Annotated in this window: 12 protein-coding genes; 4 read left to right on the top strand and 8 right to left on the bottom strand. The window is 57.1% G+C overall.

Features of this window, described 5'->3' with window-relative positions; translation table 11 throughout:
• Positions 1-67 precede the first annotated feature (67 nt).
• Positions 68-409 carry a hypothetical protein gene (locus tag ACIOWE_RS00810; RefSeq protein ID WP_401386093.1) on the bottom strand — a complete coding sequence of 114 codons (342 nt, stop codon included), beginning with the start codon at positions 407-409 and terminating at the stop codon, positions 68-70.
• Positions 410-725: 316 nt separating this feature from the next.
• On the opposite strand from ACIOWE_RS00810, the gene ACIOWE_RS00805 reads away from it, so the two are divergent.
• The 3 genes from ACIOWE_RS00805 to ACIOWE_RS00795 all read left to right on the top strand — a co-directional run bounded on the left by ACIOWE_RS00805 (position 726) and on the right by ACIOWE_RS00795 (position 3,360).
• Complete coding sequence (locus ACIOWE_RS00805; protein WP_401386090.1) at positions 726-1,415, top strand: hypothetical protein; 690 nt, start codon at positions 726-728, stop codon at positions 1,413-1,415.
• A gap of 245 nt (positions 1,416-1,660) precedes the next feature.
• Positions 1,661-2,074, top strand: coding sequence for a PaaI family thioesterase (locus ACIOWE_RS00800; RefSeq protein ID WP_401386087.1), 414 nt, complete (start codon positions 1,661-1,663; stop codon positions 2,072-2,074).
• 215 nt (positions 2,075-2,289) lie between these two features.
• Positions 2,290-3,360, top strand: coding sequence for a hypothetical protein (locus ACIOWE_RS00795; RefSeq protein WP_401386084.1), 1,071 nt, complete (start codon positions 2,290-2,292; stop codon positions 3,358-3,360).
• A 68-nt stretch (positions 3,361-3,428) separates the two neighbouring features.
• Here ACIOWE_RS00795 and ACIOWE_RS00790 read toward each other — a convergent pair whose 3' ends face one another.
• The 4 genes from ACIOWE_RS00790 to ACIOWE_RS00775 all read right to left on the bottom strand — a co-directional run bounded on the left by ACIOWE_RS00790 (position 3,429) and on the right by ACIOWE_RS00775 (position 7,853).
• On the bottom strand, positions 3,429-4,775 hold the full coding sequence (locus ACIOWE_RS00790; RefSeq protein WP_401386081.1) for a glutamine synthetase family protein: 1,347 nt from the start codon (positions 4,773-4,775) through the stop codon (positions 3,429-3,431).
• Positions 4,776-4,797: 22 nt separating this feature from the next.
• A complete protein-coding gene (locus tag ACIOWE_RS00785; protein ID WP_201238126.1) occupies positions 4,798-5,355 on the bottom strand; it encodes a helix-turn-helix domain-containing protein in 558 nt (185 codons plus the stop codon).
• 25 nt (positions 5,356-5,380) lie between these two features.
• A complete protein-coding gene (locus tag ACIOWE_RS00780; protein WP_401386077.1) occupies positions 5,381-6,670 on the bottom strand; it encodes an NAD(P)/FAD-dependent oxidoreductase in 1,290 nt (429 codons plus the stop codon).
• 277 nt (positions 6,671-6,947) lie between these two features.
• Complete coding sequence (locus tag ACIOWE_RS00775) at positions 6,948-7,853, bottom strand: hypothetical protein (RefSeq protein WP_401386074.1); 906 nt, start codon at positions 7,851-7,853, stop codon at positions 6,948-6,950.
• A gap of 350 nt (positions 7,854-8,203) precedes the next feature.
• On the opposite strand from ACIOWE_RS00775, the gene ACIOWE_RS00770 reads away from it, so the two are divergent.
• Entirely contained in the window at positions 8,204-10,015 is a 1,812-nt protein-coding gene (locus tag ACIOWE_RS00770) for a di-heme-cytochrome C peroxidase (RefSeq protein ID WP_401386071.1), read from the top strand.
• Between the two features lie 102 nt (positions 10,016-10,117).
• Here the strand turns inward: ACIOWE_RS00770 and ACIOWE_RS00765 are convergent, their stop codons facing one another.
• From ACIOWE_RS00765 to ACIOWE_RS00755, 3 genes are all read right to left on the bottom strand, one after another.
• On the bottom strand, positions 10,118-11,302 hold the full coding sequence (locus tag ACIOWE_RS00765; RefSeq protein WP_401386068.1) for a DUF2252 family protein: 1,185 nt from the start codon (positions 11,300-11,302) through the stop codon (positions 10,118-10,120).
• A gap of 62 nt (positions 11,303-11,364) precedes the next feature.
• Positions 11,365-12,693 carry an ATP-binding protein gene (locus tag ACIOWE_RS00760; protein ID WP_401386065.1) on the bottom strand — a complete coding sequence of 443 codons (1,329 nt, stop codon included), beginning with the start codon at positions 12,691-12,693 and terminating at the stop codon, positions 11,365-11,367.
• Positions 12,690-13,412, bottom strand: a complete 723-nt coding sequence (locus ACIOWE_RS00755) for a response regulator (protein ID WP_401386062.1) — start codon at positions 13,410-13,412, stop codon at positions 12,690-12,692. Before ACIOWE_RS00755 ends, ACIOWE_RS00760 begins: the two co-directional genes overlap by 4 nt.
• Positions 13,413-13,426: the final 14 nt, after the last annotated feature.

Here is a 13,426-nt window from a genome sequence, read left to right as displayed (position 1 = left end):
GTCAAAAGAGATGCGCACAGCCATGCCATCCCGTTAAAACAGGATGAGGTTCAATAACGGACAGGAATCAGATGCGAGGCGGTCGCCAGACCCCGGACAGGGTCGGCACAGCAACGGAATCGCTGGCAAAGGCCAGCACAACGGGGCTGAACAAGGTTACGGGCGGCTTGACGATCGACACTTGCAGCATGCCTCCCGTCTTGCACTCCTGGCCTGGCTTGCAAGGTTTGCCATGCTCGGTCGGGCTTTTCATGTCATTGCAACAATCCATGCCCATGTCATCCATCATCGCCATGCCCATCGTCTTCATCGGGCACGGTTCTGTCGGTGCCTGCACCCCCGCCATCCCACTGAGGGGAAGCGCCAGACTGATCACGAAAATGAGGCAAAACCGCAGATAGCGTTTCATGGGGTTGGAGTGTAGCCGTCAGATCTGGCGCGAACAATCGATGAGAACAGACTCGCGAGTGCCGTACGCGAGGCGTTGGATGCGCGGGATATAAACGCATGAGTATTAAGCGAGGATTAGTTTTTCCGTCTGTGAAACGGCTGCTTGAAGGGGCACAGGGACAAAGCGCGTTTCTAAATGAGCTCTGGTTCTGAAAGTTAAACCGCTTTCGGCCGATAGCGAGCTGTCGAGAAATTCAAACGACGAGTTTTAGCCGATTCGCCAACAGCTCTTTAAACTCGGCGCGATCTGTATAAATTTCCCGATGCGTAGACCGGTGAATGATCTGCTCAGCCGTCATCAGCGGCGAAAATTTTTCGATCACCCTTTACATGTACCTTCCAGCAGCAAAGGACGCTTGATGAGAACCCCGCTACTCGCCCTTACCCTCGCCGCTCTATTGAGCGCATGCGCCATCCCTTACCAGACCCCGGAAGCCCGCGCCAATATTGAACGCGATCTGAAGCTCAGCGCAGATGAAATCGTCACTATCACCGAAACCAACTGGTGCTGGTTTCCCTATGGTGATTTGCAAGTGTGCACACCCAAGCAAGGCCTGGGTGTGCTGACCAAGAGCAAGCTAGTGCTGGCCCTCTATAAGGGTGGCATCTATCAGCAAGCTCAAGTCATCAACGCCAGCGATGTGCAGTGTGCCCAGCTGCAAAGTGGCAGGGCCACAGCCGATACCTTCTACCTGTTCGGTGAACGATGGGCCGCCATGCTGGCGCCAATTACCGTGGGAGGTGCCTTGGCCCTCGACAAGAAAGCCCAGTTCCTGAGCGTGTTAGTGCCACCAGGCACTGAGAGCTTCACGGGTGGGGAAGGAAATTTTATTCGGGTCACTGATCGCAAGAATTACTCGGCTGTGGCGGTACCAGGTACCAAGACCTATGTAGGAACCAGCGAGAGTATTAACGAGATTTTTAATCCGTGTACGCAGGGCAAGAATCTCTCAGCCGGATCCTGAGTCCTGGCCTGATCTTTCGAGTGAGACAGTCCCGGCAGCACTTGCAGCGCAAGATGCGCCGGGCCTGTAGAGAGCCAACAGTGACAGACACAAAGATCGACAGCAGTTCAGAGCACAAGGTTATCGCTGCAAATTCCACATTCGTATAGTCCTTGCCCCATTGCGCAATGCCCCATAAACCCACCTTGTTGAATCGACGTATTCAGGTCAATAACGCCGGTCAGACGCCGGCACAAGGAGGGACCATGAACGCCACAGCCATTCCCGAGGGTTTCAGCCCTTTTACCCGCAGCAGCCCGTTGCTTGATTTGCTTGGCCCGATCTACGCCAGAGGCAAAGGGTTGCAGTTGGAGTTGGGATTGTTGACTGACTCACGACACGCCAATGGTCGCGGCACTTTGCATGGCGGTGTACTGGCGACGTTGGCTGATGTGGGTATGGGTTACGCCATGGCGTTTGCCAGCGACCCTCCACAGTCATTGATCACGGCGAGCATGACCCTGGATTATCTTGGCCCGGTACAAATCAATGAGTGGCTGGAAGTGCGTCTTGAATACTCCAAAAAGGGCCGTCAACTGGCCTTTGCCGCCGTCAGTCTGCATGTCGGTGAGCGAACAGTGGCGCGTGCCAGTGCGGTGTTCGCTGTGCCAATGAGTTGAAACGCGAGGTCATCAGGCATTGCTCTGGAGAAATGAAGGCGGAATTATCTGAAGCAGGCATTGATGAGCATATTCTCCGTCCTCTTCCAGCCCTTTCATTGCGTAATCGCTGTTCATGAACTATTGCTTAAGCTCCGATCAGACAAGGATGCCCGTTGTTAAGGGCGAGTCTTCTCGCTGACGCGTTGTCAGCGATTGTGCAGGGAGCCCACACCATGCCAGAGCACGATTCCGATTCCGAGGTTGCATCAACACCCGAGCCGGAGCCAGTCAGCAGTCCCGGTCGCCCCATGGGCGAGTATGTTGGCCTGGATGAAGCAGACACCAACAAAAAACGCATGACGTGCCTCCACTTGGCGGGTAGCGTCATGGTTGAAATGGCAGGCACGAATTATCCGGTTTTCAGCAAACTGACTCCTCTGATTACTCACTACTTTAGTTCTAAGGCGGAATTTGTCAGCGCTTCGAGACACTTCGATGAATCGGCTTTTTCGGAGGTGGTTTCTTCTACGCATGGCGCGTTGAGCAACGTGATCAGCAGCGTATGCGCCGGCGCCGGGCTGGCTGAAATCTTGCTGGACGACTCGGTCAAGAACAGACTGCTCACTGGCTCAACGCATGTGATGAAACAACACATTGCCGATAATTCAGGCTGGATGAAGATAATGAGGGGCGTTTTGTTCGCAGAACCGTACTTAACGCCGATAGGCAAGAGAGAATATACGAAGATATTGGAGTCGCCCGATTTCTATAAGGTAATGAATACAGCGTATGAGTCAGCGCTTGCGGGTACGTCCAACCCAAAAACCACCGCCGAAGGGTTCCAGAATCTCTTCCGTAACATGCCCTACAAGTCCTTTCACCCACTGCCTGAATTTCCCGTGCAAACAATCGAAAGTACGTTGGCGCACGAATTGGGAAACATGAAAGGCAAGATAGCTGACTTGCGTGAATTTAAACGATTTGCGTCATTTACCACTCCCCTCCTCACCAAATATTTGCCACCGCTCGACGTCGCCTCAAACATGAAATCAGTCCATGGTGACTGGCAAAAATACAGTGCAGCCAAAACACCAGAAGCCACTGCGGACTCACTCGCAGCGCTGTCGTGCAGTAGCATGTCGCTATTGGGCTCAGCCATAACAGCTTTCGGCCTCAATCCGGTGACCAAACGGTACCTTCCGAAACCCCTCATGCCCGTAGCACTAGGGCTGATGTGTACTGGCGCTGCCGGCTCCTTCTACATGGATAGAAATGCCGGTAAGGAAGCCGCGCAAATAAAATAACGCTGCACGTTTGAGCGGCCGTGCGGCTGACTCACGCGAGCGCAGCCGCCGTACCCTGAATGCCAGGCTTACAAATACCAGCGATACTCCCGCGCACTGATCTCCTGCATGAACGCCAGATGATCCTGACGTTTGTTCTCACAATACACGTCGACAAACTCCGCACCCAGGCCCTCGCGCAACTGCGGCTGATGCTGCATCGCCCTCACCGCTTCGAACATCTCCGTCGGGAAACCAATGCCGCTGTGGCGATCTTCATTGAGCGGTGCGATCGGTTCTTTGCCTGACGCCAGTCCATGCTCCAATCCCACCAGAATCGCCGCCAATACCAGATACGGATTGGCATCCGCCCCGGCCAGTCGGTACTCAATGCGCAGGTTCTTTTCGTCCGATTCGGGAATGCGCAAACACGCATCACGATCTTCAAACCCCCAACTCGCCTTGGTCGCCGTATTCACCGTGCCACCCAAACGTCGCATCGCGTTCTGGTTCGGCGCGAAGATCGGCATGCTGTGCGGCAGCAGTTGCAGACACCCAGCGACCGCATGACGCAGCGGCTGTTGCTGATTGGCCGCCAGCAAATTGTTGCCCTGCGCATCGTAAAGACTGACGTGCACATGCATGCCACTGCCCGGATGCTGCAAGTACGGCTTGGCCATGAAACTGGCGCGATAACCGTGTTTCAGCGCGACGCCTCGGGTGCTGCGGCAGAACAAAGCGGCCCAGTCGGCTGCACGCAATCCGTCGTCGAGATGGCCGAAGTTGATTTCGAATTGGCCGGGGCCGAGTTCTGCGGTGATCACGGTGGCGTCGATGCCTTGAGTGCGCGTGGCCTCGACCATTTCATCAAGCACCGGCGCGAAGCGTGACAGACGTTCGATGTGCATGTTGGGTTGGTCATCGGCGTCGTCGGTCAGGTCGTCGCGGGGGAATTGAGGCAAACCGTCGCGCAGTTTTTTGTCGAACAGGTAGAACTCCAGCTCGAAGGCCACGACCGGGTGAATGCCTTTGCGCGCCAGTCGATTGAGCACCTGTGCGAGGACTTCGCGGGGCTCGAATTCGATGGGGTTTGCTGTGCCGTCGGAGGTGATCAGCATTTGTCCCAGCGGCTGTGCTTCCCATGTCACCGGTTTCAGAGTGCCGGGCACCAGACGGCGCACGGCGTCCGGGTCGCCATCGTTGAAGCAGTAATCGCCGATCTTGAACAAGCCGCCCTGCACACCCAGCAACACGCAGTTTTGCGGCAGTTTGAGGGCACTGCCGGCGGCGACTTTTTCGAGCATGTCCACCGGATAGCGTTTGCCGTAGAAGTGCCCGGGAATGTCCAGAGAAATCAGGTCGACATAACGCACCTCGGGGTAGCGTTGGCGAAAAGCACGCACTTCGGCCAGCAGGTCAGCGCAGACAGCGTCCATCGTGTTCATCCTTTGATTGTTATCAGGTGTAGACCCACAGCACGCGGGTGAGCTGGTCGGTGAGGTTGCCGTAGCGGCAACGGGTATGACTGTCGAATTGAAAGCTGTCGCCGGCGCGCAATGTGGCGGGTTCTTCGTCATCGCCCAGCCATAAGGTCAGCTCGCCTTCGAGCACGTAACCGCCCTGCTCCGAGCTGTCGCTGATGTGCCGGTCGCCGCTGCTGGCGCCCGCTTCCAGATGACTTTCAAGCATGGAAAAGGAGGCGCGCATCTGCGGTGACACCAGGATGTCGGTGATGCCGTTGGCGTAATACAACGTGCGGCGTTCGTCCGGGCGGGTGACCCACGGCAATTCCTTGGCTTTGGGCAAACTATAGAAATAAGTGGTCGGCACGCCGAAGGTTTCACTGATCGCTGTCAGGTCGGCCACGGTGGGCCGCGACAGACCGCGCTCGACCTGCGAGAGAAAACCCACCGAACGGCCGATCTTGTCGGCCAGTTCCTTCAAGGTGCATTTCTTATGCTTGCGCAGGTCGTGGATCAGGATCGCCAGCGCGGCGATTTCTTCTTGCTTGTTCATGGCCGGGATTCCGAAAAATGGCTCATCAAATGCTGTCTCGCAGTCGATACCAGGCTTTGCCGATGGCTTCGAGCGGCGCGGCGAGGTATTTACCGCCGGGAAAACTGCCATTACTCAGGGCTTGATACAACGCCAATTCATCCGTGTTGCCGAGGATCGCATCAGAAACCGCACGGGCGGCGGCCAGTGTCGGCAGCACACCGTGCCCCGAGTAACCCTGCAGCCAAAAGCGATTGCCCTCACCGCCAACATCTGGCGTGCGGTTCATCGTCAGATCGATGTGGCCGCCCCAGGCAAATTCCACCTCAACGCCTTTGAGCTGCGGGAACACCCGTTCGAGAAACGGCCGGGTTGCCGCCGCGATGTCCTTGGGCATGCCGCCCAGATAGGTGCAGCCACCGCCAAACAGCAAGCGGTGATCCGGGGTGCGGCGGAAGTAGTCGAGGACGAACTGGTTGTCGGTCACACAGACATTGCTTGGCAACAGTGCGCTGGCTTGTTCCGAGGTGAGCGGCGCGGTTGCGACCTGGTAGGTGCCCACCGGCAAGATGCAGCTGGAGAGTTGTGGATCGAGTTCATCGAGATAGGCATTGCAGGCGAGCACCAGCACGTCAGCCTTGATCGAACCGCGCTCGGTGTGGACGCGAAAACCTGCGCCCTCCTTCTGATAACTCAGCGCTTTGCTCTGCTCAAAAATGCGCCCGCCAGCTCGCTCGATGGCGGCCGCCAGACCCAGTGCCAGTTTCAGTGGATTGAGGTGCGCACCTTCCGGGTCATAAAGCCCTGCCTGATAGCGCTCGCTGGCCACCCATTGCGGCAGCTCTTCGCGTGGAATGAACTGCAACGCATCGTGGCCCCATTTCTGGCTGGCTTCGTGTTGCCATTCGGTCAGCAGACTGACTCGGCGCGGCATCACCGACGTCCATAAATGCCCCGGACGATAGTCGCAGTCGAAAGCATGCCGCCCCGGCAGTTCACGCAGTTCGCGAGCCGCCCAGCGCATGCCCTCCCACAATCGTTTCGCCCGCTCATGACCGAGCGCGGCTTCCAGCGGCGGCATGTCACACGACCAACCCAGAATCGCCTGCCCGCCATTACGCCCCGACGCTGCCCAGGCCACTCGGCTGGCTTCCAGCAACGTCACCCGCTTGCCGGCCAACACCAGACGCAACGCGGTGTGCAGCCCACTGAAACCGGCGCCGATGATCACCACGTCGGTGTCGTGGTCACCGGCCAATGCGGGACGATCGCTGAGAATTTCGGCGCAGCTGTGGGCGTAGTAGCTGTCGACATGGCGCTGGGATTGCTGGAACATTCGCGGCCTCATGAAATTATCTTTTTATAATTTCATGAAAATTTATACACAATATTTCACGAAGGCAACCCGAAATTAAAAATCGTAACTGAGAACAACAACTGCGACCCGACAATGCCCTGGCCGCACAACACGTCGCGCGAAACTTCAACCCACAGGCTCTGGCCGAGGCCAACTGCAAAGAAAAAGTCGCCCCGACCGCTGCCAAACTGGCGAGGATGGACGATCAACCCAATAAAGAGCTCGCGATCAAATGGCTGGGGGCCTGCAACTAGCGTCAAAGCGCATTCGATAGCTTTTCGAGAAAGTCATTAATGTCTTTATTGGCAATTCGGGTGTTCAGGCTTTCGCACAATTTATCGTTCTTGTCCCAATCGAAGGTGGGTGACCCACCCTTGATAGTGATGGTCACTGTTTTGTCTGGATCATTACCTTCGGCGGCCTGTCTGGCGATTTCCCCGGTAAAAGTTTGAAGCGCCGCCTCGTCTGGCGCTGAGTCGGGGTGGCCACTGGAAAGCGCCGCAAACAGTGAGTTCACGTAAGCGTTGTATTTTTCATAGTGATGGTTGATGAAAATCGCGTCGGGATCATCACCAAAGAGCGAGTCAAACAAATGCCCGACACCCGGCCCATACGCCTCAGGTGGTTTTCCTTTCACATGCGCATAACTATCGCCAAACGCGTGAATCAAGAAACCCAATTGCCAATCAGGAACACCAGAATCTGGTTTGACTGCCTCCTCAATCATTTTTTTCAGGCGTGCCCTTCGCTCATCAACCGCCGCTGTGTCGCCCCCGTGCAAAGAATGAAGTCCATTCACGACTTGACGTCGATAGGTCCAGAGCCCAGGTGCAATGCCGTAAATGGAGACAGGCACAGCGTTGAGTTTCCATAACTCCTCATCGGGAGTTTGAGTGAAACACGAAATTCGCTGGAGCTTATCAAGGTCGTGATACCCCGCCAGATAAGCGACGTAACCAGCGGTATAAAAATGCCCATCCTTTGCGAAAAAGACGCTCGGATCGTCGACAGTTGAACCCTTCGCGCTGGTCGATGTAGCGGAGCCGGGTTTCGCTGGAACAGCTTTCAACTGGTGAATCTGCTGATCAGTAGAGCAACCCACCTGCATTAAAACGACAGCGAGCCATGGGACTGTTTTTGCAAAAGTCCGAAATGAATTCAATTTCGCGCATCCTTGCTGTGGTTTCCGGGAGATGTTTTATCAAACAGTAGTACACGTCAGCTCCAGGAGCACTGGACGGGCATAACAAAATGCCAGCATCGATGCAAAAACCTTCTACTCTGCAAATCAGGATGCAACAAACAGAGGACGATGGTGATGCGCGCACTGATCATGGTCATCGGCTATGCACTTCATCGCGCATCCAGCGACGTATGAGTACGACTCGGCAAAAAATCCCACTCAAAACCACCCGACTCGATTGGCCTTGCAACGAGTCACCGATTTCTTGCATCTCCATTTGCAGGCGTAGCCTGCCATCCCCCACGCAACGGCCATGAAGGAACGAGCAAATGACAATGAAGTCAGCCTTGGTAGCGGCAGGCATCGTAATCGTTTCCCTGAACTCGACATTGGTTCCGGCAGACGACTACACGCTGGATCAGAACTGGAGTGCAAAAGACCTGGCAATCTGGCGGGACACCTCCCAAGGTTCGCGCTTGATCCCGCTCAGCTGGATGATGGCTTTAGAAATAAAAGGCTCGAAAGTGCCCTTTATCTCCGACGCTAACGTCCAGACTTTTGGCTATACGCCGCGAACTCTGGAGTTCGCCTACCGCAGCTATCGGTTGCCCCGTGGCTTTGTCGTCGACCAAGGCAACGACAAGGCGTTGACGTTTTCACGACTGCGCTGGCAAAGCGGACAATCCAATCAGGAACCCTGGGTGGGAATGAACTGTGCGGCCTGCCATACAGCGAATATTTCCTACGGCGGCCATACCTGGGAAATTCAGGGAGGCCCAACCAATGCCGATTACCAGAAGTTTTTCCAGGCCTTTCGCGAGGCACTGACCGAGACCCACAGCGACGGCCAGAAATTCGATCGCTTTGCAGTCAAAGTCCTGGCTGACGCAGACACCGAACAAAATCGTGGACTGTTATCCAATGCATTGAACACGCTGAACCAGTTTCTTGCAAAAAGCGCCTCGCTCAATCACACAGATCTTGAATATGGGCCAGGCCGTGTCGACGCTGTCGGGCACATTCTCAACCGCGTCGCACAACTCAATGACGCACCTGACCCGACACCCAATCCATCTGATGCGCCGGTCAGCTATCCATTTCTCTGGAACACTCCTCAACACGACAAAGTGCAGTGGAACGGGGTTGCGCCTAACGCGCGATTGAGCAAACACGGCCTGGATATAGGTGCTCTCGCGCGCAACGCCTCAGAAGTGGTGGGGGTGTTCGGGGATGTGGCGTTTCGTACGGATACGTTCCTGAAAGGATTCGACTCCAGCGTACGAGTGAGCAACCTGGATACACTTGAGCGCACGCTGGAGCGTCTGAAACCACCAAAATGGCCAGAAAAGCTTGGTGCGATCGACACAAGCAAAACACCACACGGCGCTGAGTTGTTCGCCCGCCATTGCTCAAGCTGTCACTTGCCACTCGCACGTGATGATCTGAAAACCAAGGTCCTCGCCCAGATGGCGACGATCACCGCAGACACCGAAACCTCGAAATCAATTGCGACCGACCCATGGATGGCGTGCAACGCCGTCCAGTTCATCAGCGCCCCCGGCAAGCTCAAAGGCGCGCACCTCAACAAACTCTCGGGGGAAATCACTGATCGGTCAGCTTTGGTGACTCAACTGGGTGTGACGGCGAGAGAAGTTTTGTTGAATCAGACCCCCGACATTCTAGGTTTGGCGCTGGCGGACTTCCTTAACGTCGAACCTGTGTCCCAAAGGCCTTCACGCACAGGTACTTTCGCTTTCCTGCGATCCTTCCAGTCAGAAAGGAGCCGCCGGCTCAGCGCCTGCTACAAGCTTGCCCTCGATATCAAAAAGTATCCGACTCTGGCCTACAAGGCGCGCCCTCTGACCGGCATCTGGGCAACTTCCCCTTACTTGCACAATGGCTCGGTACGGACATTGTTTGACCTGCTTCGCCCGCCCAGCGAGCGTCCGTCCAGCTTCAAGACCGGTTCGATCATCTTTGATCCGAAGAATGTCGGTTTTGTTGATGCCAACGGTCCCGGCAGTCCGTTTACCTTCGACACGTCTTTACCGGGCAACTCCAATGCGGGCCATGACTATGGCGCGTCTTCATTCAATGATGATGAACGCTATGCGCTGATCGAATACATGAAAACCCTTTGATGCACAGGGCGACTCGGCCAGCGAAGTGCCCGGATCAACATTCCGGGCACTTTTTTGCATTACGCGCCGCCAGCAGTTCCATGGCACGCTGTCGACGTTTCATCAATGCGCCAACGCATACCGACGGCAATGTTCCAGATAACCGCGCTCATGATTACCCACCAACTGCACCACACTCGTCCAAAGCCACGACGGCGCATCGAGGGTTTTCGAGCGGCACGCTTGCAACTCGCTGATCCACGAAGCTCTTGTAGTCAAATCCATCTGCCGCGCATGGGCCCGCCCCACTACCCGCGCCAGGTATCCCGCAGCAAGCATGGCGTCGCGTTGACTCAACTGGTCCAGTTCAAGCTTCATGTCTTGCGGCAATAATTCGCGGACAAAGAATCCGTGATCGAGCATGCGTGTCGCGATCATCCGGTTGCCCAGCCCCGGTGACAGAAACCGCGCCCCTTCGACCACGCGCTTGCCATTGTCCCGGGGCATCGACACCTTGGCCGCGCGCGGTGCAGCCGCACCGACGGCTTCTTTGACATCGAGCAGGCAATATTCCTGATCGTCCTCCTCGCCCACACCCAGCAACACCGCATAACGCTGCAAGCCCAGCGAGCTGCAACCTTTGACCCAATACGCCGAGTCGAGCATTTTCACCCGATCGTCCTTTGAGCGGCCCTTCAGCGAAGTCACCAGCGTGTGGATTTCCGGTGTGGCACACAGCGCCTTCAGCGCCGAACGTTCTGGCCGGGACAGCGTCCAGAATTGCTTGCCCAGCGGAATGGTCGGTTTGCTGTTCTCGATGCGTTCTTCAGCCAGGTGTTTCCAGGTGCGCTGCACCGCGCTGCGCATCCCGGCTTTGACCTGCGGCGGACGTGGCGGCTCTTCATCCACGTCGCCTTCAAAGGCTTGCTCGTAGCCGCGCATCATCTCTTCGAGCATTCGTGCCGTGGCCACACCGGGCAGGTCCGAGCCCCGGGCGGCAGTGGCCAGCGACAGTGCCAGGCGCACCAGATCATGCACCGGGTTGCCGATGACGGTTTGATCGAGGTCGCGGATATGAATGTCGATCTTGCCTTTCAGGTCCCCGGTCGGCCCCAGATTGCCGGCATGACAGTCGCCGCAGATCCACACCGGCGGGCCTTTCGGCAGGCTGCGACCGGGCTGGCTGTGCAGCCACTCATAAAACTGCACAGTGCTGCCGCGTACATAAGCGTGCGCGGACCGGGCCATTTTCAGATTGCGGAGTTGCGACAGCGGTTCAAGGCGTGCGGATGGCCGTGGGGTTTTCATGGACACTTCTTATCGGGAATGTGAGCTGTTGACCGCGTCCCGACAGCAAATGTTTCAAAGTATTACAGCGGCAACTCGACCCGCGCCAATAGCCCACCAGCGCTGCGATTACTCAGCGTCAGTTCACCGCCCTGCTCACGCACGATCGCCCGCGCCGCCGAGAGCCCGAGGCCGACGCCGCCGGTGTGGCGGTTGCGTGAAGTCTCAAGGCGAAAGAACGGATCGAAGACCCGTTGCAGCGACTCTTCCGGTATGCCCGGCCCTTCGTCGCTGACGTCGATGCGGATCAAGCGTTCACCAGCGCTCAATTCGATACGTGGGTGCTGCGCGTATTTCTCGGCGTTTTCCAGCAGGTTGACGATCACCCGTTTGATGCCCAGTGGCCGGCCTTCGTACACCAGATGCGCCGGGCCGTCGAAGTCGATGGCGATGTGTTGATCGCGGTAGTCATCAACGATGGTGTGCAACAGTTCCGAGAGGTCGAACGCTGTGGTGTGTTCAGGCTGAGTATCTTCACGAAAGAACGCCAGCGCGGCGTTGATCATCGACTGCATCTCTTCAATGTCGCGGATCTGTTTGCCTTGGTATTCAAGATCCTCGATGAACTCGCTGCGCAGACGCATGCGGGTCAGCGGCGCGCGCAAGTCGTGGGAAATCGACGCCAGCATGTGTGTGCGCTCGCCAATGAAATGCTGAATCTGTGCCTGCATGGTGTTGAAGGCGATGATCACCTGGCGGATCTCTTCAGGGCCTTCGATATTGATGGGCGGCGCGCGCAGATCGCTGCCGAAACGTCGGGCGGCGTTGGCGAAACGTTGCAGGGGTTTGGCCAGTTGGCGCGTGGCAATCCAGGCGACCAGCAGCGTGGCGATCAAGCCCAGGGCGATGATTACGGCGATCCGCGTACCGACATCCACGCCCCAGGAACGCTCCGGCGGTGAAAACGACAACCAACTGCCATCGACCAATTGCACCAGCGCGGCATAGCGTGCGCCGGGATTATTTTTGGGCCAGTCATCAGGATTGAACACCTGGATATTTCGGTTATCGCCCAGCAGTTGATGCAGCACGGGCACCCTGCCCACTTTGACCGGCTCGCCGCCGGTGGGCAACGCCACCCCGGCGCGTTGCGCACTCCACTGCACTTGCAGAAGCGGACTGGTCGCCGCCGCTGCGAGTTGCGGGCGCAAACCGGCGGGTGCCGCTTCGATCACTTTGGTGGTCGCGGCAATCTGTTCGAGCAGGCCCGTGCGTTCAATCGGGGGCTTGGCCCAAATACCGGCGACCTGCACAAACAAAGCATTGAGCACCAGCGAAGTCAGCATCGCCGCCAAAATCGTCAGGGCAATCCGCCGACTCAAGGTGTCGCGGCGCAGGATTGAACGCTTCATGAGCGGCTGACCTTGGCGGTGAACATATACCCGCCGTTGCGCACGGTGCGGATCAGATCCGGGCGTTTGCAGTCCGGTTCGATCTTGCGGCGCAGGCGGCTGACCTGCACATCAATACTACGGTCGAAAGCATCGTGGCCCTGACCGTGGGTGAGATCGATCAACTGCTCGCGAGTGAGAATGCGTTGCGGATGATCAAGAAACACCACCAGCAGATCGAACTCGCCCCCGGACAGCGGAATCATCACGTTGTCCGGCGAGCGCAACTCGCGGCAGGTGATATCCAGATGCCAACCGGCGAAGCCGATCACCGGCCGCGACGGTTCAACCGGGCTCCGCTGTTCGCCGGCCCGCCGTTGCAAGGCGCGCACGCGGGCCAGCAACTCTTGCGGTGCGAACGGTTTGGTCAGGTAGTCATCGGCGCCGAGTTCCAGACCGACAATCCGGTCACTCAACTCGGCCATGGCCGTCAGCATGATGATCGGAATACCCATCTGCGCCCGCACTTTCTGGCACAGGCTCAGCCCGCCTTCACCGGGCAGCATCAGGTCAAGAATGATCGTGTCCGGGCGCTGCTGCGCGATTGCCGCCCACATCGCCTCGCCATGCTCGGCCACATCGACTTCATAGGCGTGCTGGACGAAAAACTTCTTCAGCAGCGAGAGGATTTCCACGTCATCGTCGACGATCAGCAGTTTGCTCACAGGTACAGGATCCATGGACCAAAAAAGAG

The organism is Pseudomonas sp. NPDC087598 (genome assembly GCF_044743525.1).
Taxonomy (GTDB): domain Bacteria; phylum Pseudomonadota; class Gammaproteobacteria; order Pseudomonadales; family Pseudomonadaceae; genus Aquipseudomonas.
Note: the sequence above shows the minus strand (reverse complement) of the source record. Positions and strands in the feature narration are given on the sequence as shown.

Excerpts from the sequence above, each read along its gene's own strand:
- ACIOWE_RS00790 (WP_401386081.1), bottom strand. The coding sequence starts at position 4,775 with ATGGACGCTGTCTGCGCTGACCTGCTGGCCGAAGTGCGTGCTTTTCGC.
- ACIOWE_RS00755 (WP_401386062.1), bottom strand. The coding sequence starts at position 13,412 with ATGGATCCTGTACCTGTGAGCAAACTGCTGATCGTCGACGATGACGTG.
- ACIOWE_RS00760 (WP_401386065.1), bottom strand. The coding sequence starts at position 12,693 with ATGAAGCGTTCAATCCTGCGCCGCGACACCTTGAGTCGGCGGATTGCC.
- ACIOWE_RS00795 (WP_401386084.1), top strand. The coding sequence starts at position 2,290 with ATGCCAGAGCACGATTCCGATTCCGAGGTTGCATCAACACCCGAGCCG.
- ACIOWE_RS00765 (WP_401386068.1), bottom strand. The coding sequence starts at position 11,302 with ATGAAAACCCCACGGCCATCCGCACGCCTTGAACCGCTGTCGCAACTC.
- ACIOWE_RS00770 (WP_401386071.1), top strand. The coding sequence starts at position 8,204 with ATGACAATGAAGTCAGCCTTGGTAGCGGCAGGCATCGTAATCGTTTCC.
- ACIOWE_RS00810 (WP_401386093.1), bottom strand. The coding sequence starts at position 409 with ATGAAACGCTATCTGCGGTTTTGCCTCATTTTCGTGATCAGTCTGGCG.
- ACIOWE_RS00800 (WP_401386087.1), top strand. The coding sequence starts at position 1,661 with ATGAACGCCACAGCCATTCCCGAGGGTTTCAGCCCTTTTACCCGCAGC.
- ACIOWE_RS00785 (WP_201238126.1), bottom strand. The coding sequence starts at position 5,355 with ATGAACAAGCAAGAAGAAATCGCCGCGCTGGCGATCCTGATCCACGAC.
- ACIOWE_RS00780 (WP_401386077.1), bottom strand. The coding sequence starts at position 6,670 with ATGTTCCAGCAATCCCAGCGCCATGTCGACAGCTACTACGCCCACAGC.